15 protein-coding genes are annotated in these 19,729 nt (G+C 64.9%); 8 read left to right on the top strand and 7 right to left on the bottom strand.

Annotated elements, in window-relative coordinates:
- Window positions 1–86: 86 nt before the first annotated feature.
- Complete coding sequence (locus tag AC1AYD_RS01205) at window positions 87–1,742, bottom strand: restriction endonuclease (protein ID WP_476501855.1); 1,656 nt, start codon at window positions 1,740–1,742, stop codon at window positions 87–89.
- A gap of 141 nt (window positions 1,743–1,883) precedes the next feature.
- Here AC1AYD_RS01205 and AC1AYD_RS01200 point away from each other — a divergent pair, with 141 nt between their 5' ends.
- From AC1AYD_RS01200 to AC1AYD_RS01190, 3 genes are read left to right on the top strand one after another with little or no spacing between them, the layout of a single operon-like run.
- A complete protein-coding gene (locus tag AC1AYD_RS01200) occupies window positions 1,884–3,311 on the top strand; it encodes a hypothetical protein (protein ID WP_476501856.1) in 1,428 nt (475 codons plus the stop codon).
- Window positions 3,312–3,313: 2 nt separating this feature from the next.
- Window positions 3,314–5,545 carry a hypothetical protein gene (locus AC1AYD_RS01195; RefSeq protein ID WP_476501857.1) on the top strand — a complete coding sequence of 744 codons (2,232 nt, stop codon included), beginning with the start codon at window positions 3,314–3,316 and terminating at the stop codon, window positions 5,543–5,545.
- Window positions 5,535–6,311: a hypothetical protein gene (locus AC1AYD_RS01190; protein ID WP_476501858.1), complete on the top strand. Its 777-nt coding sequence runs from the start codon at window positions 5,535–5,537 to the stop codon at window positions 6,309–6,311. The genes AC1AYD_RS01195 and AC1AYD_RS01190 overlap by 11 nt, the downstream gene beginning before the upstream one ends.
- Here AC1AYD_RS01190 and AC1AYD_RS01185 read toward each other — a convergent pair.
- Window positions 6,289–7,092 (bottom strand): ADP-ribosylglycohydrolase family protein, encoded by an 804-nt coding sequence (locus AC1AYD_RS01185; protein ID WP_476501859.1) that lies wholly within the window; start codon window positions 7,090–7,092, stop codon window positions 6,289–6,291. The two genes, AC1AYD_RS01190 and AC1AYD_RS01185, sit on opposite strands and share 23 nt — an antisense overlap.
- Window positions 7,093–7,220: 128 nt before the next feature.
- On the opposite strand from AC1AYD_RS01185, the gene AC1AYD_RS01180 reads away from it, so the two are divergent.
- The 4 genes from AC1AYD_RS01180 (at window position 7,221) to AC1AYD_RS01165 (ending at window position 9,965) form a co-directional block, all read left to right on the top strand.
- Window positions 7,221–7,418, top strand: coding sequence for a hypothetical protein (locus AC1AYD_RS01180; protein ID WP_476501860.1), 198 nt, complete (start codon window positions 7,221–7,223; stop codon window positions 7,416–7,418).
- Window positions 7,419–8,064: 646 nt separating this feature from the next.
- Window positions 8,065–8,193: a hypothetical protein gene (locus AC1AYD_RS01175; protein WP_476501861.1), complete on the top strand. Its 129-nt coding sequence runs from the start codon at window positions 8,065–8,067 to the stop codon at window positions 8,191–8,193.
- Window positions 8,194–8,388: 195 nt separating this feature from the next.
- Window positions 8,389–9,534: a 4-hydroxybutyrate dehydrogenase gene (locus AC1AYD_RS01170; RefSeq protein ID WP_476501862.1), complete on the top strand. Its 1,146-nt coding sequence runs from the start codon at window positions 8,389–8,391 to the stop codon at window positions 9,532–9,534.
- 2 nt (window positions 9,535–9,536) lie between these two features.
- A complete protein-coding gene (locus AC1AYD_RS01165) occupies window positions 9,537–9,965 on the top strand; it encodes a hypothetical protein (RefSeq protein ID WP_476501863.1) in 429 nt (142 codons plus the stop codon).
- Window positions 9,966–9,980: 15 nt separating this feature from the next.
- Here the strand turns inward: AC1AYD_RS01165 and AC1AYD_RS01160 are convergent, their stop codons facing one another.
- The 3 genes from AC1AYD_RS01160 to AC1AYD_RS01150 all read right to left on the bottom strand — a co-directional run bounded on the left by AC1AYD_RS01160 (window position 9,981) and on the right by AC1AYD_RS01150 (window position 15,694).
- A complete protein-coding gene (locus AC1AYD_RS01160; protein ID WP_476501864.1) occupies window positions 9,981–14,834 on the bottom strand; it encodes a DEAD/DEAH box helicase in 4,854 nt (1,617 codons plus the stop codon).
- A gap of 74 nt (window positions 14,835–14,908) precedes the next feature.
- The gene (locus tag AC1AYD_RS01155) at window positions 14,909–15,115 is read right to left on the bottom strand and encodes a helix-turn-helix domain-containing protein (RefSeq protein WP_476501865.1); all 207 of its coding nucleotides are present in this window, start codon (window positions 15,113–15,115) and stop codon (window positions 14,909–14,911) included.
- On the bottom strand, window positions 15,116–15,694 hold the full coding sequence (locus tag AC1AYD_RS01150) for a DUF2975 domain-containing protein (protein ID WP_476501866.1): 579 nt from the start codon (window positions 15,692–15,694) through the stop codon (window positions 15,116–15,118). It lies immediately after the preceding gene.
- 222 nt (window positions 15,695–15,916) lie between these two features.
- Here AC1AYD_RS01150 and AC1AYD_RS01145 point away from each other — a divergent pair, with 222 nt between their 5' ends.
- Entirely contained in the window at window positions 15,917–17,314 is a 1,398-nt protein-coding gene (locus AC1AYD_RS01145; RefSeq protein WP_476544549.1) for a DUF4153 domain-containing protein, read from the top strand.
- Window positions 17,315–17,317: 3 nt separating this feature from the next.
- Here the strand turns inward: AC1AYD_RS01145 and AC1AYD_RS01140 are convergent, their stop codons facing one another.
- Together AC1AYD_RS01140 and AC1AYD_RS01135 are read right to left on the bottom strand one after the other, a co-directional pair.
- On the bottom strand, window positions 17,318–18,547 hold the full coding sequence (locus tag AC1AYD_RS01140; protein ID WP_476501868.1) for an MFS transporter: 1,230 nt from the start codon (window positions 18,545–18,547) through the stop codon (window positions 17,318–17,320).
- A gap of 139 nt (window positions 18,548–18,686) precedes the next feature.
- Entirely contained in the window at window positions 18,687–19,661 is a 975-nt protein-coding gene (locus AC1AYD_RS01135) for a ribokinase (protein WP_476502025.1), read from the bottom strand.
- Between the last annotated feature and the right edge of the window lie 68 nt (window positions 19,662–19,729).

The following is a 19,729-nucleotide window of genomic DNA, read 5'->3' as shown; positions in this document are numbered from 1 at the left end:
ATAATCGCCTTCGACGCGCATGACGACCACGGGGGACGGGATACCACAATAAGCCGTATCGGCTCTTGTGGCGCCCCGTCTTGCGCCTATTGCAACGCCTTGACCTTGTCGAGCAACGTGCTATATGAGTCAGCGTCTTCGTAACGCACGTCGCCGGCGAGTTTCAGCTCGTTGAACAGGGTCTTCGCGCACGCGATTTTTCCGTTCTCCATTCCACGCAGGTCGAGACTGCTCAAATCGCCCTTGGTCTCGACCACGAAGAACAGGTGTTTGAGCCCGCTGTCTTCACGGAAGGCCACGGCCCAGTCGGGAGCGTAGTCGCCGACTGGTGTGGGGATGCGGAATCCGCGCGGTAGTTTCGCGTAGACGGCGACCTCGCCGGCGGTGTCGAGGCTTTCGGCGAATCGGCGTTCGACGCTGTCATGCGCGAACCCGTCTGGGAAGACCCAATCCTGCACGCATTTGCTGGCCCTGTAGGCGTCCTTCTCCTCACGTGCGGTGGTACCGGCGGTGAAGATGCTCGCATCATAGTCACCTTCGATGCGGTCATAGCAGATATGATCCACGATCATCGTGGCCTTCTGCCCGACGATGAGCCTGGCCGTTTTGGCGATGAACTGCTCGGGGTTGTCACGGAACATGCGGAATTTGTCACCGCGGATGCGTTTGAGGATGGCGGCCACGCAACGTCGTGTGATGGATGCGCCGTGTGCGATTTCTCCAAGCAGATCGTAGGTGACGCCGTTGGATGCGTCCACATTCAGGTCGACGGAGTCACTGCGGTCGCGCGTGAAATGCGTGCCGTCGGCGATCGCCTCGCGTGTGGCCTCGTGTTTCTGCATACCTCGCGTGACCGTGTAGGAAAGCTTGGCGACGACGAGTTTGTCGTTGATCTCCTTGACGGATTTCTCGATGAGCTCGTCATCGTCGAAGTGCACGGTGTACGCGTATTTGTGGTTGATGCGCTTCCAAAGCTCTTGGAATTCGCGTTTCTCCCAGTTCGCGTTCAGCGGGTTGCGGGTGATCTTCGCTTGCAGGGCGTTGCCGATGGCGACGGTCGTGGTGCCTTCGAGCACGCCGTCAAGCGTGTATCGGATGGCGTCGGCTTTGCCCCGTAATGTTTCGGGCAGTGTCGCGACGGCGCACTCGTTGAGTCGCACGTTGCGGTAGACGTCGGTGAGTTTGCCATCCCTGTCGATCAGACCGCATTGCACCAGCGTGAAGTAGATGTCGCTTGACTCCTTGGCTGTGAACGTGATGGTCCTCTCCCCCGCGTGCTCCGGTCCGAGTTTTTCGGCGGGCACGGCGACGTGTGTGAAGAACGCGTTGTCGATGCTGATCGTGCGCTCGCGCAGTTCGTTCCTCATGTCGCTCTGGAGGGATTGGGCGAACGTCTCGTAGCTTTCGGAGGCGATGATGGTGAGCAGGTTGACCTCCTGCACCTCGTCCTTACGAAGCACGTTCGAGTCCTGGCGCACGCCTTCCTTGTTGACGCACAGGCGCAGACCACGGCCGACCTCCTGCCGTTTGCCGGTTTCGGAGTCGGAATGTTTGAGCGTGCATATCTGGAACACGTTCGGATTGTCCCAGCCTTCACGCAGTGCGGAATGGCTGAAGATGAACCGGGTGGGTTCGTCGAAGCTCAGCAGGCGCTCTTTTATACGGCCTCCCTTGCGGATGGTGCGCACCAGATCGTCCTTCACCAGCGAGGAACGGTTGTCGATCATTCCATTAGCAGACATTTAGCAGACATAACGTCTCAGTGTAGCCGCCATCGCACGTCCGTCTTGCCCGACACGTGCCGGGTATTCCATCGGTCTCGCACGACGCTCCGGTAAAGTGAGATGAACTGGTTCGGATCGCGATGAGGAGACGAGGACGCCATGGTGGACAGTGCGGTGATGATGGTGCAGACTGCCGCGCCCACACTCGTCACCGCGCAAGACGTGAACGACCGGTTCGGGGACCCGCCCTCCTCCATCCGGTTCAACTGCCCGTACTGCAGGCGTCCACTCATCCCCGGAGCCATGGGCCCCAAGTATGATCACAAACGTCAGTCGGGCGCACGCGGCAAAGGCAACCGTCGCACGAAATCCCCGTATTTCAGTCATCTCAAAAACGACAAATGGGCGCAGCTCTGCGAACAATACCACCCGGATTCGGCCGTCGAGCAGGACGACAGGGTACCGTCACTGCTCATGTTCCTACGTCGTGACAAGCGTGGAGGCAATCGGTTCCACATCGAGTTCTCGCTACGCCGACGCGGGCTGCAACACATGCTGCGCAAGCTGACGGATACGGACGTCGTGACGGTCGACGGCGTCGACTACCCCATGCGCGAACTGCTTACGAAACGTTCGAACACCATCAGACTCCCGAAGCCCGAGCGTGATCCGGAGACGCGCATCGTCATTCCGAAACGGTGGCGACGCCATGTGGGGTGCCCGCAACCGCACGACGACCTGATGGTGTTCTCCAGCGCGTTCGGAGGCAACGGCGGACGCAGGCTGCCGGAACGTTCCGCATTGCAGACCGGCGTCGACTATTACATCATCGGAAGCGAACGACGTCTCAAGAATCTCGGCAGCTACTTCGACTTCACGAACAGCAGGGGCGTCGTCGACGATGGGCCGCTCCTCGTGTATGAGGTGCGCATCGGCGCCTCGTCGGCGCGTCTGGACAAAGCCAACAACTGGCTCGGCGCCTTCGGCTACTTCATATCGGACTACGACTGTTCGGCGCAGCTTTTGTGGCCGCCGTCCCTACGCTCCTGGGGCGTGGACGAACCATTGTTCCGATGGTCGACCCCCACGTATCGCGCGCCGTATCAGACCGGGGACGAACCGATGCCGGACCGTATCGTCTCGCAACGATTCCTGCCGAAGGATCCGCGGGCACGCGCCGTAGGGCTGCTCGGATTCGACAAGCCCGACATCACCGAAGAGAACGACTCCTACTGCGTGTTCTTCAAACCGACCAAGCGCATGCCATGGAGCACGGCGTATATCGGCCCCAACTATCCGGACGATCTGCATCCGTACGACGAATGGAGACAGACCGAAGATAAGAACGGTATCGAAGAAACGTCGGATGATTCCGCTGCGGATACGGGCGCGTCGGACACAATCGGCGCTCCCGACACGCCCGGCACGACCCCATCGAGGAATGACGTTCCCGGCGACGCCACCGGCACCTCTCCCCTGCCTCTGAGCGGCGGCGCCCGAATAGCTCGCCGACGGCTAGGCATCCCACAGCTCGCGCAACCGCACTCGCAAAGCACCGCCATCGCACAACTCAGGGAAAGGATGTAATCATGCCCTGGATCAACGATTCCGAATTCACCCATGCCTCCGTCTGCATGGCAAAACGTGACAAGAGCGGTCATATCATCACCCTGACCCGGCTTCTTGATTATCGGAAGAATCTCAATGGCGATGAATCGTTCACTTGGACATATCGTGATGACCGCAATGCCAAGCGGGCAAAGCAAACAGATCCAAACGACCCCAAAACGTTGTATCACAAGGATACCCTTGACACCCTTTATGACAAGGAAGAAGATTTTCTCTTCGTTCACTGGAAACCGAATGCGGATAAGCCTGAGCTCCCATTAATACGGAATCCGTACACGCACCCATACGATTCCGTTCCAGAATTCTATGAGGTAATCAACAGTCCGGCTAATAGTTTGCAAGAACTCCGCGATAATCTCCAGCATGGGTGGGACTATTCAGGAAAACCCACGAGACATGTCCTTGTCATCTATGCAGAGCAGAATGGCAAGCTCGACACCGTCCTGTTGAACAGAGATGATTTGGATTATTCCGGCAACCGTATCCGGTTGAAATTCACCGCCGCTCTGGGTGCCAACCGATACAGACTGAGCATCAATGACGTCACCCATCTTCCAGAGAATCCGTCGGACATCGGATATAGGCGCGCCATATACACCAATATCTCTCTGCCACGCGTAAAGAACAAAGTACTTGTCCAACCGCTATCAAGGTATGCCTTGCATTACATGCGATGGTATGTGGACAATGTCCGAGCTTTTGCTCCTGGAACCGACGAGCAGCGACTGGTCGAAACCATCAAAGAAGCATTTCAGGCGCCTGAACGTCTCAACGAATTCGATTCCCTGTTGTCGCCCGTGGATATACAACGTTTACGAACAACCATCGCTCGCTTCATATATGACGACAATCAGATGGCCCATCTCGTGAAAGACACTCTCGCCAGCGATGGCGCCTTCAAACGCGCTTGCATAGCGGCATGTCGCCAAGAGGTCCTATCCGAGTGGGAAGAAGAACGAAACAAACGAATCGCAGCTCTTAACGGTGAAATCGCCATGAAGCAGAAGGCGCTCGAACAGCGAATCCAACTCAAGCAGGGTGAGCTCACACAATTGGAAGAAAGCATTCGCTCCCGTTCCGAGTCTTATGAGCGGCTTGGCAATCTCATATCGCCATTGCAGGCTGAAGTCGATGAAGCAAATCGGGAGCTGGAGAATGCTCGTGCAGCGCTTACCGGTATCCACGAACAACAAGAATCCAAGCTGGCCGAACTTGAACAGCAGCGGAAGACCGTGTTAGATCGTCTGGATGAGGATGTCGCGCTGCGGCTCGGTCTGAAGGCCGTGTTGGGATCAGTCACGTCGGAGCATTCCGCCAGCACTCCAGCCGCGGGCGCCAATGCCTCCAGCACCGTCAACAATGAAACTTATCTCCTGTCGGCAATCACCTACCCGAAGATTCCGGCGCAGTATAGTGAGGAACGATTCACACGCGTGTTGTCGAACAATCTGCGTGCCTCCGGCATCGTTGACACAAGCAAGCCCAGGGAGTCTCCGAACGAGTTGGCGAGCGCCTGCGGGATCATGCTGTCGCCGGCACGGCTTCTGGCCGTGGATTCCACGTTCGCGGCGGATCTGGCCAACGCCCTGTCCTATGCGATGCGTGGCGAACCGGCCCGTCATGCGACGGTTCCGGCTGATTGGAACGACGCCCGAGCGTTGGATCGTCTGCTGTCGGATACGGGCGACGGCGTGCTGGTCTTGGACAACGTCTTCGACACGGTGAACGAGAGTCTGCTATTCGCACTGTCACGGCTCCATTCCGAATCGACGATCATCCTGCCGATCGGCGCATACGGCAATCTGCGGCTCGTCGCCGCCGAAGTCTGGGATCACGTGTTCTATCTGCCGACCGAACGGTATGTCAAGCTGCCGGCCACACCGACGACCATGCAGCGGTTCGCGAGCGCTTTCCATCGTTCTGAAACCAAATGGCAGATGGCGTTCGACACCGCCACCGCCATGCGGGAGCACACGTCGCTGCCGTTGTCCTCGTTGATGCTTCCGGCAGCCATCTCCGCCCGGTTCCCGATTCCCGGAGATGGTCGACGGTGGACGTCCGCCCATCTCGCCCTGCAGACCTATGCCGCCTTCGGTATGGAGCAGGCACGAGCCATCCGCATCGACGGCAAGGAACCCCCATTCGTCAAAGAATTGCTGGCACGCATCGAACGGGGCCGCAATGGCCGGTGATCTGTTGAGAACCATGGCAGGCGATCTCGGGATCCCCCGCATGCACGGCGAGGATGATACGCGATTCGTCTGCCGAGTCTCGTATTCCGCGCTCCGGTTCTGGATGCAGGCGTTCTGCCTTGACGACGGTTTCGGCGGCTCCTACGGAATCAGCAGGCCGACCATCGCACGCAAAAGCGAGGCATGGCTGCGTAATCTGGCGGGCCTGTACCCGGGCGTACTCGATTGGTACGACCACGGTGCCGGTATGCGGAGGAATCTGTCGGATATGGTGCGGACGTTGACCGACGTGAGCGACCTCGTCGAAACCGGCGACGGACTGTACCGTTGCACGGCGCGGCATACGGTTCCGCTCGGCGCGCAGTGCTCCATCGTACTGGGATCGGCCGATCCGACGAACCTCAACCCTACCGACGTGCTCCCGATGTCGGGCATGGCTTACCTCGCCGGCAAGGCGCCGTCGCCCTCGACGGCGCCTGTCGACGATGCTCCCCGGCACCGCTCGTCGAAAAGGAAAGCCGCCATCACTCCGACGGAGGATGGACGTTACATCACCATCGACCTGTCGCACCCACCATCCGGTTCCACGCAGGCCGCACGGTTCGACCTGCTGACATGGCCGACGTCCTCCGTCGACGACAGGTCTCGCAGAATCGCACGAGCGGAATACGCCCTTGCGCTCACGAAACTGCTTGAATCCGAAGGCTACGCCATCTCGCAGCGACGATCCTCCCACCCACCGATCAGAACAGGCACCGTTCGATGACCTGCTTGCCGCGCAATGCCGCCATCCAGTCGGCGGGGATTCCGTCCACGCCGTAGACGATGCCGGCAAGACCTCCGGCCACGGCGGCCGTGGTGTCGGTATCCGAACCGAGGTTCACGGCCTTCAGCACGCATGCCGCATACGAGTCCGTGGTGAGCAGGCACCAGATCGCGGCGAGCAGCGTATCCAGCACGTACCCGCCGGAACGGATCTCCGTCTCCGGCAGCGACGCCACGTCGGCGCGCACCGGCTGCACCTCCGCCAACGCCTGGACCGGCTTACGGCCGGCGATCAGCAACCGCGCGAACGCGACCAAACGCACGCAGGCGTCCATGCTCGTCGGATGGGCGTGCGTGATCGCGCTTACCGCACGGATCTCATCGTCGGTCGCGTCGGTGAACACGAGCGGAATCGTGCGCATCAGCGAACCGTTGCCGTTGTCCCACTCGCCGTCGCAGCCGCGGCCCGTCACCAGCGCCTCGACCGTGGTGTTGCCGATGTCGAACAGGCCGTCGACCGTGTACGCGTCATGCCGATACCAGTCCTCGAACCAAGCGCGCATGTCGCCCACGTCGATGCGCCCGTCGTCCGCACGGATCGAATCGCAGACAGCGAGCGCCATGCTCGTGTCGTCGCTCCATGTGCCGGCCGGCTGATCGTGCGTGCCGTGACCGGTCATATCTTCCGCGTGGAAGCTGCCGCGCCTCCTGAACTCGTAGGGCACGCCGAGCGCGTCCCCCACTGCCTGCCCGTACACGGCATCCCGCAACATCGCTGTCATGGCTATCTCCTTGTTCTTGTGAGCATTCAGCTCACGTCGTCAGCGGATTCCACGGTCACGAACAATCCCTGAGACGAGAATAAACCCCGTTCCCGAAATACCGGCACCGTACCATTACACTGGCAAACATGAGCATCCCTAACAACACATCCGGATGGCCGAAGCCGCCGCGGCATGACGGACGGTCCTGGAACGAGCCGAAGCACGCCGACGGCAAAGCCCGGCAGTCCTCCGTCAATGCGAACGCCCGCGGTGTGGCGAAATCCGGCAGGCGCGCGATGCCGTTCAAGGCGACCGGACACAAGGGCGGCATCAGCTTCCGCTGACGCCGCCGCAGGTCTTCCGACCATGACTGGACGCACACAAATAGGCGGCCCAGACGACCGTTCCGGAGTCTCAAGGCGAATGTGCATGGTTCGGATGGCAACGTGCATGGCTCAACCGGCAACGTGTATGGTTCCGGCGGCAACGTGCACAATCAGAGGCCGAACGTGCACGGCCATGCCGTGAAGAACGCGATATCCATGACATTGCCGCGATATTAGTTCGGCGGAATTCCAAGGTTTTCGCAAAACCAAGGATTCGCCCTGCAAATCGCTTTCAAAGGGACACCATGCAGGTTGGTCGTTTCCAACTACAGGTTGCCTCCGAAACCATGCACTTCCACGCTTCGACCATGCATATTGCCCTCTGAACCATGCACATAGCCTGCCGAATCATACGCATTCGTGTATCCCCGCGGCGGGTCCCCGTAGCGCGCTGCCCGCCACGGCACATCGCGATAATGGGACAGCAGCTCAGAAAACCACGGAGAGAACCGGGATAGCTTGCTTCGGAACCGGACGACGGATCCGCGAGCGCCGTTCCTTCACAGGATTGCCGGGAGTCCTTCATCTTCCTCGGAGCATGCGCCAATCCCCCGCCGGCATACTGGGCCCCACCAAGGCAACCACCTTCGGAAAGGAGCCGACCATGTTGGATCTCACCATGCTGGATTTCGCGGAACCGTGGCTCATCGGCGCGACCGGGCCGACGACCGACGCCTACGATCCGAGCGTCGACGCCTATACCGCCTATGGCGACGCCGACGCCGGCAACTAGCACCGGCACCGGCGTCGACTAGAACCGCGGGGCGTCGTGCCGGAACCGCAATCCGCCCCCGGCACGACGCCCACCGCAACATGGCCGATACGTCACGGCATTACCATCACGCGCCAGCGGGGCGGTTCGCGCAGACCACGACGCACCGGACATAACCGGACACATACGGCACGCAAAGGAAAGGCAGGCACATCCATGAAGATGCTCACCGTAGGCCCGAAGGACATCCACCAGTTCGACACGGTCGAGGAGTTCGCCAAGGAGTTCGGGCTCGGCCCGCGCGACCTGGTCGTCACCATCGGCATGATTCACGACGCGTTCCTCGAGCCCCATCTCAACGGCGCGCACGTGCTGCTCGTCGACAAGTACGGCAACCAGGAGCCGACCGACGTGATGATCGACGCGATCATCGAGGACGCGAAGGCGTTCGATTATGACCGCATCGTCGCGATCGGCGGCGGCGCCGTCATGGACATGTCGAAGATCGTGGCCGTGGCGGGCGGCGCGTCGATCGACGAGGTCATCGACCATCTGCCCGACTTCAAGCGCACGGTGGGTCTCGTGCTCGTGCCCACGACGTGCGGCACGGGCAGCGAGGTCACGGAGATCGCGGCCATCAACCGCACGCGTCTCGGCTGCAAGGCGGGCATCGCCGGCCCGGAGATGTTCGCCGACCATGCGGTGCTCATCCCCGAACTCCTGTACGGTCTGCCCGACCACGTGTTCATGACCAGCTCGCTCGACGCGCTCGTGCATTCGGTCGAATCCACGCTCTCCCCGAACGCGACCCCGTACACGCGCCTGTTCGGCTATGAAGCGATGCGCATGATCGTGGGCGGCTACCAGGCGATCGTCGAGGCCGGCGGCCCGGAGGGCGACGTCGACAAGCGCCGTGTGAAGCGCAACGAGCTGATGACCGACTTCCTCATCGCCTCCGACTACGCGGGCATCAGCTTCGACACGGGCGGCTGCGCGGCCGTGCACGCGCTGAGCTACCAGCTGGGCGGCAAGTACCATGTGCCGCACGGCGAATCGAACTACGCGATGTTCACCGGCGTGCTGCGCAACTACATGGAGATCAAGCCGGACGGCGAGATCGCGAAGCTCAACGGCGTGCTCGCCGGACTGCTCGGCTGCGACGTGGCCGACGTGTACGACGAGCTGGAGAGGCTCATCGACCAGCTGCTGCCGAAGAAGGCGCTGCACGAGTACGGCGTGACCCGCGAGGACCTGCCCGAGTTCACGGACCGCGTGATGACCACGCAGGCCCGCCTCATGCGCAACAACTACGTGCCGCTCGACGCGGCTCGCGTGCGCAAGATCTTCGAGGAGCTGTACTGACGATGACGCCCATCGAACTGACGACGCGCAGGCGGGTCACGGGATTGACTTCGGGCGAGTTCGCCCGCTTGTTCGTGACCATCGAACGCAAGGTTGGCGGCGAGTCCGCGCACTGGGACGCCTCCGACGTGGAGTCGTGGGAGCTGGTCGGCCCGCCCGTGACCGCCGACCAGCATCTCAACGACACGTTCGCCGCCGCGAACGAGTTCGTCGCGACGCTCGCGAAACGCCTGTACCGGATGATCACCCCGGCCGAGGAGGATATGGTCGTCACCGTGTTCGACGACGACGTGACCTTCTGGGCGGAGCAACCCGATCTGGGCGGCATCCCGCACGCCCTGTGGAATATCGCCGCGTTGCAGGCCATCGAATGGGTGCGCCGGGAGACGGGCGTCGTCTGCACGCTCGACGTGCGTCCCGCAATCGGCTGAGCTCGCCCGTCCCGTTCAGTACAATCGCATGCCCTGCGGCACGGGGGTGAAACCGGCCTGGTGGAGGACGTGCGTGTACTGGTTGCGTGCGTTCAACGGCACGCCGTTCACGTCGGCGAACGTGACCGTGCGCGCGGCCACGCCTCCCGCACCATCCGCGCCGCCGCGGCGCAGCGCGTAGGCGAGTTCGGTCAGACCGAGACGCAGCCTCGCGTCGGCCCCGGCGTCCGGCACGCCGCCGGCGAACACCGTCAGATGCTTCGATTTCGGTGTCGCATAGGCGACCGGCCCGCCGGCGGCCAGCACGACGATGCCGCCTTCGCGCCGCACCGGCTTGGATGCGTCCGCCGGCGCGGACGGCCAAGGCAATGCCGAGCCGTACAGGTTCGCCGGGTCAAGCACGGACAACGCCGCCGGCGAGCGCATATGCCCGAACGCCACGCCCGGCTCCCCCGGTCCACCCGACACCTCCGACGCACCAGTTCCACCGCGCCCGTCGTCTCCGGTCCGCCGCAGTTCGTCGACCGTCTCCCGTTCGGCGAATTGGGCGGCACCGAATCCTTCGACGAACATGCCGCGTGCGAGACGCCCGTGCTCCTCCATGCGTTTGAGCAACGGATACAGCGCGGGGAATCCGCCGGGCAGATTCTCCTTGTCGACCAGCGGCTGGGCGATGACGCCATACCTGTCGAGCAGAATCTCCACCAGTTCGAGCGCGCGCCGCTCGTCGCCGGCCGTCGGCGAAGGCTCCACGGTTCCCGTATCGTTCACGTCATCCTCGCCCGCCGCGGCGACCACGGACCACAGTCCGCTCATCGTCATCGGCGTCGCGGGCCGTATGCGGATGCGCCGACGCGACGAGCGCGACGGTGTGCGCACCTTGCGCGCGCCCGCGCCCAATGCGCGCACGGGTGCGAACGAGCTGTTGGTCACCTTCCCCTGCCAGACGAGCGACCACAGCACTTCCTCGAAGCGTGTCATATCCCACTCGGGCAGGAGGATCTCGCCAGTCGCGGCGTCGATGTCCGGCTCGGCGATCGTGGTCCAGACGCGTTTTGCGGCGTCGGCGAGCTGGGTCGCATGGTAGGCGCCGCCGGAGGATAGTGCGGTGAGGATGGCCGCGGCATAAGGATTCTTTCCGGTGGTCTCTCCCCCGGACTCCTGTTCCAGCAGGGGGGAGTCGGCGGGGTGGAAGGCGATGAGGCCGGGATCGGTGGGTTTCGTGCCGCTGGTCTTGGAACCGACCCATACCGCTTCGCCGCCGGCGAGCAGTTCGTCGAGCATGGCCGGCATGTATCCGGCGACGCGCGCCGGGAACACCGATGATTCCCAGACGGCGGCGGGCAGAGCCACGCCTTCGAGTTGTTCGATGACGCGCATCAGTCCGTCCGCGCCCTCGTATGTCTCGCCGCCGACCGGCCCGACGCCCTGCCGTTGCAGCAGGAACGACTGGAACGCCGCAGCCGGCACGGGCCGTATCGCCTCGCGCGCCTTGGCGAGCGACCGTGCGCGGATGCGGCGGAACACATCGCGGTGCAGCCATTGCGTCGGCCTGTTTCCCGCACGCTCCGGCATGTCCGCATCACCGTCGGCGTCCCCGGCATCCCCAGCATCATCCATGAACCGCCCGTGCAGCAGTTCGCCGCGCTGTTCGAGTTCGTCCAGCGCGTGCACGGCTTCGGTCGCGTCGATGCCGAGGTCGGCGATCATCCGGTCCGCGGTGAACGGCCCGTGGGTCTTCGCGTAGCGGGTGACGCGTCCAATCACGTCGTCGGCGGCGAGTTCGTTCCAGAACGTGCGTCCGGCGAGTTCCCGCGAGACGTCGGCGATCACGTCCGGGTCGAGCACGGCGCTCATGTCGGTGTTGCCGAGCAGCCGTTCGAGCACATCGGGGTCCATGGACAGCATGCGCACGCTGCGTTCGGCCTGCGGCACGTCGTACTGGTACATGACGGATCCGACGAAGCCGAACAGCAGGTTCTCGGCGAACGGGGACGGCGTTTCGGTGGCCGTGTCCTTCATGACGATGGTTCCGGCGTCGAGTCCGGTCATCAGGTCGCGCAGCGCCTTGAGGTCGTAGACGTCCTGGAGGCATTCGCGCGCGGTTTCGAGCAGCAGCGGGAAGTTGCGTCGCGTGCGTGCGGCGGCGAGCAGTTGGGCGGCGCGGAGCCTCTGCTGCCACAGCGGCACGCGCCGGCCGGGTTCGGTGCGCGGCAGGTAGAGGGAGCGTGCGGCGCATTCACGGAACCGTGCCGCGTAGAGCACGCTCTCCCCCACCTCGCGTTCGACGATGCGCGTGAGCTCGTCGGGGTCGAACAGGAGCAGGTCGCGTGCGGGGATGTCGCCGACGCCGTCGGGGATGCGGATGACGATGCCGTCGTCGGCCGCGTAGACTTGCCCGTCGAATCCGTAGCGTTGCTTCAGACGCGTGGTGATGGCCATCGACCATGGTTCGTGGACGCGTCTGCCATATGGCGAGTGGATGATGACGCGTTGGTCGCCTTCCTCGTCCGGGCATCGTTCGATGACGATCGTGCGGTCGGAGGGGATGACGCCGGTGGCCGCCTGCTGTTCGGCGAGCAGCCGGGCGAGGTTGCCGACGGCGTTGCGGTCGAGGCCGTCGGCGGCGAGGCGCGCGAGGACGGACGGGGCGAAGGATGGGGACGACGGTGATACCCTCTCAGTCCGCTTTGCGGACAGCTCCCCCTCGAAGGGGGAGCAATGTTGGTCGGTCGTCGTCATTGCTGTCCGCTTCGCGGACAGCTCCCCCTCACGGGGGGAGCGGGAAATGGTGAGGCCGGCGGCGAGGTCGCGGATGAGGCGGCCTTTGGCTTGACCGAAGCCGGCGTCGCGTCCGGATTCCTCGCCGTGCCAGAACGGCAGGCGCGCGGTGCGGCCGGAGGCGGGCGTGACGACGACCCGATCGCGCGTGATCTCCTGGATCTGCCAGGTGGAGGTGCCGAGCGTGATGACGTCGCCGACACGTGATTCGTACACCATCTCCTCGTCGAGTTCGCCGACCCTCCGTCTCCCTTGGTTGCCGTCCGCTTCGGGCAGGACGACCGTGTAGAGGCCGCGGTCCGGGATGGTGCCGCCGGAGGTGACGGCGAGCCGTTGCGCGCCGGGCCGCGCCGAGATGCGGTTCGCCTCGTGGTTCCACATGAGCGGCGGGCGGAACGCGGAGAACTCCTCGGTGTCGTAGGCACCGGTGAGCATGCCCATGACCGCGTCGAACATGCTCCGGTCGAGTTCGGCGAACGGCGCGGCACGGCGTACGGCCGCATACCAGGCGTCCGGATCGAGGTCGTCCATCGCGGCGGCGGCCACGGTCTGCTGGGCGAGGACATCAAGCGGGTTGCGCGGTATGGCCAATGGTTCGAGGCCGCCGGCGCGCATGCGTTCGATGGCGGCGGTGACGCCGATGATCTGTTCGCGCGTCAGCGGGTAGAACAGGGCGTGCGAGACGCCGCCGACGTGGTGGTCGGCGCGACCGACGCGCTGCAGTCCGGATGCGACGGACAGGGGCGGCGCGATCTGGATGACGAGGTCGACCGACCCCATGTCGATGCCGAGTTCGAGGCTGCTCGTCGCGACCACACATTTGAGTTCGCCGCGCTTCAGCCGTTCCTCGATCTGTTTGCGCCGGTCCTTCGACACGGAGCCGTGGTGCGCCATCGCGATTACGTCGTCCGGCTTGTGCGAGCCGACGAGCTGCGTGGTGCCGCCGACGACCGCGTCGTAGTGCGCGGCGAACCGTTCGCGCCCTTCGGGCGATCCCATGTCTGCCGCCGTGGGAGAGGTGACGGAGCCCCCGCTCCCCCGCCGTTCGGCGTACAGGTCGTTCAACCGCGCGGTGAGCTTCTCGGCGAGTCCGCGCGAGTTGACGAACACGAGCGTGGTCCGGTGGGCGAGGATCTCGTCGAGCACGCTCGCCTCGACCACCGGCCAGATCGACCCGCTTGTGCGGTCGCCTGCCGCGCCGATGATTGCCGTGGAGGAATCGCGGCCGGCGAGGCCTTTGCGTTCAGCGAGCCGTTGCATGGCGGGCGTCACGCCGGAGATGCGGGGCGCGTCGGCGCGTGCCGAATCGACGCCGCCGGCGCGGTTCGGCACGTTCGCGGAGGAGAGGTCGCGCATGTCCGTCAATGGTTCGACGACCTTCAGATCCATGTCGGGACGCGAACCGGGGTTCACGATCGTGACGGGCCGGTTTCCGCCGAGGAACCGCGCCGCTTCGGCGGGCGGGTTCACGGTGGCGGACAGGCCGATGCGCTGCACGGGCGCGCCCGCGGCGACGAGGCCGTCGAGCCGTTCGAGGCTCAGGGCGAGATGCGCGCCTCGCTTGGTGCCGGCGAGCGCGTGCACTTCGTCGACGATGACCGTGTCCACGGTCTTGAGGATGCGCCGCGCCTTGGAGGTGAGCAGCAGGTAGAGCGATTCGGGTGTGGTGACGAGGATGTCCGGCGGGTGGGCGGCGATGGCGCGGCGTTCCTTGGGCGTGGTGTCGCCGCTGCGCGTGGCGACGCGGATGCGCGGCGCGGGCAGGCCGAGTGTTTCGCATTCGCGGGCGATGCCGTCGAGCGGTGTTTCGAGGTTCCTGGCTACGTCGACGGCGAGCGCCTTCAGCGGGGAGATGTAGAGGATGCGCACGCCGTGGGCGGCACGTTTCTCGGAGGCTCCCATCAGGCGGTCGATGGCGGAGAGGAAGGCGGCGAGGGTCTTGCCGGAACCGGTAGGGGCGACGACGAGCACGTGCCTGCCGGAACGGATGGCCGGCCATGCCCCGCGCTGGGCTTCGGTCGGCTCGCCGAAGGCGCGCTGGAACCAGACCCTCGTGGGCTCCGAGAACGATTCCAATCCTTCGCACATATGTTCGATTATCGGCTCGGCCGCGGACACGCGACACACGCCCGCCCGGACCTCGGCCCGATGGCTCTGGCCGGTCAGTCCTCCACGTATTCGAGGATGTCGCCGGGCTGGCAGTCGAGGGCCGCGCAGAGCCGGTCGAGCGTGGTGAAGCGTATCGCCTTGGCGCGGCCGTTCTTGAGCACGGATACGTTGACGGGCGTGATGCCGATGCGCTCGGCGAGCTCGCCGACGCTCATCTTGCGTTTGGCGAGCATGACGTCGATATTCACGCGGATCGCCATTCAGATCACCGCCTCGAGTTCGTCGCGTTGCGCGATGGCGGCTTTGAGCAGGGACCTCATGACGAGCATGAGGAGAACGAACGCGGCGATGAGCAGCAATGCGACGACGCACACCGCGCTCATGGCGGCGGCGCCCATCGCGACGTCCGTGGCGACGCCTTGGGCCGGATCGTAGTATTCGGCGTGCGCGAGCAATCCGTAGAGCAGCACGAACAGGACGAGCGCGCCTTCGGCGGCGGCGCATGCGATGATGGCGTCGGCCCACGTGACGGCCTTGCCGGAGAACACGTCGCGCCGTCTGGCGAGCGTGAGCAGCCGCCACAGGGGGATCAGCGCGACCTCGAAGCACAGGATGCCAAGCACGCCGGCGATGGCGTACGGCCATCGGGCGGAGGCGAGCTCCGGGTACGCGGCGACGATGTCGCCGGAGAGTACGACCACGGCGCACTGCCCCCACAGGCAGATCAGTTCGAAGAGGACGATCATCGCCTTGAGCACGGCGATCGCCGTGGGGTGATACTCCTTCCAGAGCCGCACGTCGGGCACATCACTCCCGTCCGATCGATCGACGCCAGCCATATGCCCACCGCCTTCCTTATCGCATGCACCTGAACCCATCCATATGGGCACGGCACATCATTGCAATCGCACGACGATAATAACCTATCGAAATTCGATATGCAAATTCGGTGAAGAATCGTATCTTGATAATCATCTATCGTTTTTCGATAGCTTACGGTGAGGGCGAAGCACGACGAAGCGACGGACGGCCCGCCGCCCGCATCATCGAAGGAGCACGACATGAATCCGCAACCATCGACCACCACGCAACCACCCGTTACGCAACCACCCGCCACGCGGCCAACGACCGCACGGCCGTCACCCGCCGCCGCGAAACCCTCGACGCGGACCATCCTCACGCTCGCCGTCTCACTGCTCGTCGTCGTGGCGTTCGACCGTCTCGTCATCGCGGCGCCGTTCCGATACGCATCCCCGTTCATGCCGATCGCCGTCTTCTGGGCCGTCTGCGTGGCGGCGACGACCCTGCTGCACTGGCGGACGGCCTCCCGCCGCCCGCTGACGTGGTTCGTCGCCGCGGCCGTCGTCGCCTGCGCCGCCTGGACGGCGACGGACATGGCCGGCGCGCTCACGGCGTACGACGTCACCTATCCGCTCACGATGTTCCTGGCCGTGCCCGCGCTGCTCATGCTGCATCTACAGCTCGTGAACGGCCGGTTCGACGCATGGCGTCCCGCCGGCGTCGCGCTGCGCTGGCTGACCGGCTGGGCGGTGCAGCCGTTCTCCGGATTGGGAGCGTTCGGCAGGGCCGTCGCCGGAATCGCCCGCACCACCACCCACACCGTCCCGAACGGCGACCGTCGTCCGACGATGCGACGCGTCGGACTGGCGATGGCCATCGCCGTGCCGATGCTCGTCGTCCTGGGCACGCTGCTGGCGAGCGCCGACATGGTCTTCGCCTACGCCCTCTCCCGCCTCGCCGCGGACGTCGACGTGATGGCGTTCGCCTGGCATGCGGGGTTCGTGCTGACCGCGCTCCCGTTCATGTTCTCGCTGCTCGCGAACCAGGACATGCGCGATGGCGCGGTCGCCGGACTGTACGGCAGGCGGATCTCGTTGTCGTTGGATCCGATGGTGACGGCGATCGTGCTGGGCGCGGTGCACGCCCTGTACGCCGTGTTCTGCGCGGTGCAGTTCGCGTTCCTGTTCGCCGGCGCGGGCCTGCCGGACGGCATGACGTACGCCGAGTATGCGCGTGGAGGGTTCTTCCAGCTGTTGCTGGTCGCCGCGATTGATCTGGGCGTGTTCGGCGTCGTGCTTTCCTACGCGCCGCGCACGCGCACGGTGACGGCGATGCTCGTCGCGCTCGTCGCGGCGACGGGCGTGATGCTGGTCTCGGCGGGCATGCGGCTCGGCCTGTATGTGGGCGCGTACGGGCTCACGTGGCTGAGGTTCGCGTCGTTGACGTTCATCGGCCTGCTGGCCGTGGTGCTTGTGCTGTGTCTCGTGAAGACGGCGACGGTGCGCATGCGCGTGGACCGGCTGCCGTTGGTCGCGACGTGCTTCGTCCTGTTCGTCGTCTGGTACGTCGCGCTCGGATGGTGCGATCCGATGGCGTTGGTCGACGCGTACAACGCGGCCCACGGGTTCGACGCGGCGGGCGCGATGGCGGCGATGTGACCGTCATGCGCGCTTGCGACGCAGGATCTCGTGCATGGCGACCATGAGCAGGAGGAACGCGAACAGATAGAACGGGAACAGGCCGATGCTCACGTACTGGGCGATGAGTCCGAACAGCGGCGGCATGAGCATGGAGCCGACGTAGGCGAACGCCATCTGCACGCCGATGATGGCCTGCGAGTTCTCCTCGCCGAAGTATCCGGGCGTGGAGTGGATGACGCACGGGTAGACGGGCGCGCAGCCGAGGCCGACGATCATGAGGCCGGCAAGCACGCCGATGTGGTCCGGCAGCGGGATGAGCATGGTGACGGCGCCGAGCGCGATGAGCGCCTGTCCGAGGCGGATCATCGCCGGGTCGGACAGCTTCATCGTGATGAAGCCGCTCAGGCCGCGGCCCACGGTGATGCCGATGCAGAACAGGCTGGCCCAGCGGGCGGCGGTGGTCTTGTCGATGCCCTGGCCGAGCACCATGTAGCTGGAGCCCCACAGCATGGCGGTCTGCTCGATGGCGCAATAGCACAGGAACATGATGAGGATCTCGCGCGCGCCGCGGATGGCGAGCACGCCTTTGAGGCCGAGCGGCTTGCGGGGCTCCACGGACGGGGCGCCCTGCGCGCCGTCACCGGAACCGGCGTCGGAATCGGAATCGGCGTCGGGCCCGGAGGGAGCCGGAGCCGCGGCCGCCTTGCGCGACTTCCACAACGGCAGGCTGAGGATGAGGATCGCGGTCAGGCCGATCTGCAGGAACCCGATGTACCGGTAGCCCCATGGCCAACCCTGCCCTCCGGCGAGCGCATGGCCCATCACGTAGGGGCCGATGAGCGCGCCGACGCCCCACATGCAGTGCAGCCAGCTCATATGGCGGCTCTCGTAGTGGATGGCCACATAGTTGTTGAGCGCGGCGTCGACGCCGCCGGCACCCAGCCCGTAGGGGATGGCGATGAGCACCAGCACCCAGTAGTTGGGGGCGACGGAGAAGCCGATCAGGGCGGCGGCGGTGATGGCGACGGATGCGGCGGTGACGCGGCCCGTGCCGAACCGCAGGGTGAGACGGTCGGACAGGAGCGCGGAGCAGATAGTCGCCGCGGAGATGGTCATCGAGATGCCACCCGCCCATGAGACGGGGGCGCCGAGGTCCTGGCTCATCGTCGGCCATGCGGCGCCGAGCAGGGCATCGGGCAGGCCGAGCGATATGAAGGCGACGTAGATGACGGCGAGCAGCAGGCTTGCCATGGTTTCCCTCCACTGTGACGGTCAATCGTTATGTACGTTCGCACATACTAGCGGGCGGCGCATGACAGGACGGCCCCGGGACACGCCGAAGGCGTCCCGGGGCCGTATGCGGCGGAAGACGGCGACCGCGCCGCGGCCATCACGCGGAGAAGTAGGCGAGCACGTCGGCGGCCGAGCCGAACGACGCCTGCGCGCCGAGGCGCGTGGCAGCGTAGCCGGCCACGTAGGAGGCCATCTGCGCGGATTCGAGCAGCGTGTAGCCGGCGGCGAGACCGGAGAGCACGGTGCCCATGAACGCGTCGCCGCAGCCGGTCGTGTCCTTGGCGGGCACCTTCGCCACGTCGACGCGGTACCAGCGGTAGTTCTCGATGACGATGGAACCCTGGTCGCCGAGCGTGACGATCGCGCGCTCGAACCCGTAGTCGGCGATGCGCGAAACCACGTCGTCCCAGTCGCAGCCCGACCAGTCGCCGCCGTCCGGCTCGTCCAGTTCGAGCAGCTGGGCGGCCTCATGCTCGTTGACGAGCAGGATGTCGGTGGACGTGACGAGCTCGTGCGGCAGTTCGGGCAGGAACGGGGATTCGTTGAGCAGCACGGTGACGCCGTCCGCGTGCGCGGCCTCGGCGGCGGCGATCACGGTGGTCATCGGGCTTTCCAGGCACAGGCCGAGCACGCTCGCGGCGGCGAGCGCCTCGCGGTGCGACTGCACGTAGCCGGCGCTCACCTTGCCGTTCGCGCCCGGCGAGTAGACGATCGTGTTCTCGCCGTCGGCGTCCACGGTGATGACCGTGGTGCCGCTGGCGCCTTCGGCGCGCAGGATCTCGCTCGTGTCGACGCCGGCCGCGTCGAGTTCGCCGAGCAGGAAGTCGGCGTTCACGTCGTCGCCGACCGCGCCGTACATGCACACGTTGGCGCCGAGACGCGCGGCGGCGGACGCCTGGTTCGCGCCCTTGCCGCCGGGCAGGATCTTCAACGCCCCTCCCCTGACGGTCTCGCCCGGTTCGGGCAGCCGTCGAGTGGTCACCGTGTAGTCGGCGTTCATCGAGCCGACGACGGCGACCGACCCCTCGGCGCGTTCGAGGCTGATCAGCCGGTCGCGCACCTCCTGCGGCATGACCGGGCGCGCGCCGCCCTCGAGGATGACGGCGGGGATGACGCCGGTCATCATCACCGGCTTCAGGC

Source organism: Bifidobacterium sp. LH_426 (assembly GCF_056356875.1).
Note: the sequence above shows the minus strand (reverse complement) of the source record. Positions and strands in the feature narration are given on the sequence as shown.

What these genes read in the sequence shown, in the direction of transcription:
- AC1AYD_RS01205 (WP_476501855.1), bottom strand. Translation starts at nt 1,742, where the DNA reads ATGTCTGCTAATGGAATGATCGACAACCGTTCCTCGCTGGTGAAGGAC.
- AC1AYD_RS01200 (WP_476501856.1), top strand. Translation starts at nt 1,884, where the DNA reads ATGGTGGACAGTGCGGTGATGATGGTGCAGACTGCCGCGCCCACACTC.
- AC1AYD_RS01195 (WP_476501857.1), top strand. Translation starts at nt 3,314, where the DNA reads ATGCCCTGGATCAACGATTCCGAATTCACCCATGCCTCCGTCTGCATG.
- AC1AYD_RS01190 (WP_476501858.1), top strand. Translation starts at nt 5,535, where the DNA reads ATGGCCGGTGATCTGTTGAGAACCATGGCAGGCGATCTCGGGATCCCC.
- AC1AYD_RS01185 (WP_476501859.1), bottom strand. Translation starts at nt 7,092, where the DNA reads ATGACAGCGATGTTGCGGGATGCCGTGTACGGGCAGGCAGTGGGGGAC.
- AC1AYD_RS01180 (WP_476501860.1), top strand. Translation starts at nt 7,221, where the DNA reads ATGAGCATCCCTAACAACACATCCGGATGGCCGAAGCCGCCGCGGCAT.
- AC1AYD_RS01175 (WP_476501861.1), top strand. Translation starts at nt 8,065, where the DNA reads ATGTTGGATCTCACCATGCTGGATTTCGCGGAACCGTGGCTCATCGGC.
- AC1AYD_RS01170 (WP_476501862.1), top strand. Translation starts at nt 8,389, where the DNA reads ATGAAGATGCTCACCGTAGGCCCGAAGGACATCCACCAGTTCGACACG.
- AC1AYD_RS01165 (WP_476501863.1), top strand. Translation starts at nt 9,537, where the DNA reads ATGACGCCCATCGAACTGACGACGCGCAGGCGGGTCACGGGATTGACT.
- AC1AYD_RS01160 (WP_476501864.1), bottom strand. Translation starts at nt 14,834, where the DNA reads ATGTGCGAAGGATTGGAATCGTTCTCGGAGCCCACGAGGGTCTGGTTC.
- AC1AYD_RS01155 (WP_476501865.1), bottom strand. Translation starts at nt 15,115, where the DNA reads ATGGCGATCCGCGTGAATATCGACGTCATGCTCGCCAAACGCAAGATG.
- AC1AYD_RS01150 (WP_476501866.1), bottom strand. Translation starts at nt 15,694, where the DNA reads ATGGCTGGCGTCGATCGATCGGACGGGAGTGATGTGCCCGACGTGCGG.
- AC1AYD_RS01145 (WP_476544549.1), top strand. Translation starts at nt 15,917, where the DNA reads ATGAATCCGCAACCATCGACCACCACGCAACCACCCGTTACGCAACCA.
- AC1AYD_RS01140 (WP_476501868.1), bottom strand. Translation starts at nt 18,547, where the DNA reads ATGGCAAGCCTGCTGCTCGCCGTCATCTACGTCGCCTTCATATCGCTC.
- AC1AYD_RS01135 (WP_476502025.1), bottom strand. Translation starts at nt 19,661, where the DNA reads ATGCCGCAGGAGGTGCGCGACCGGCTGATCAGCCTCGAACGCGCCGAG.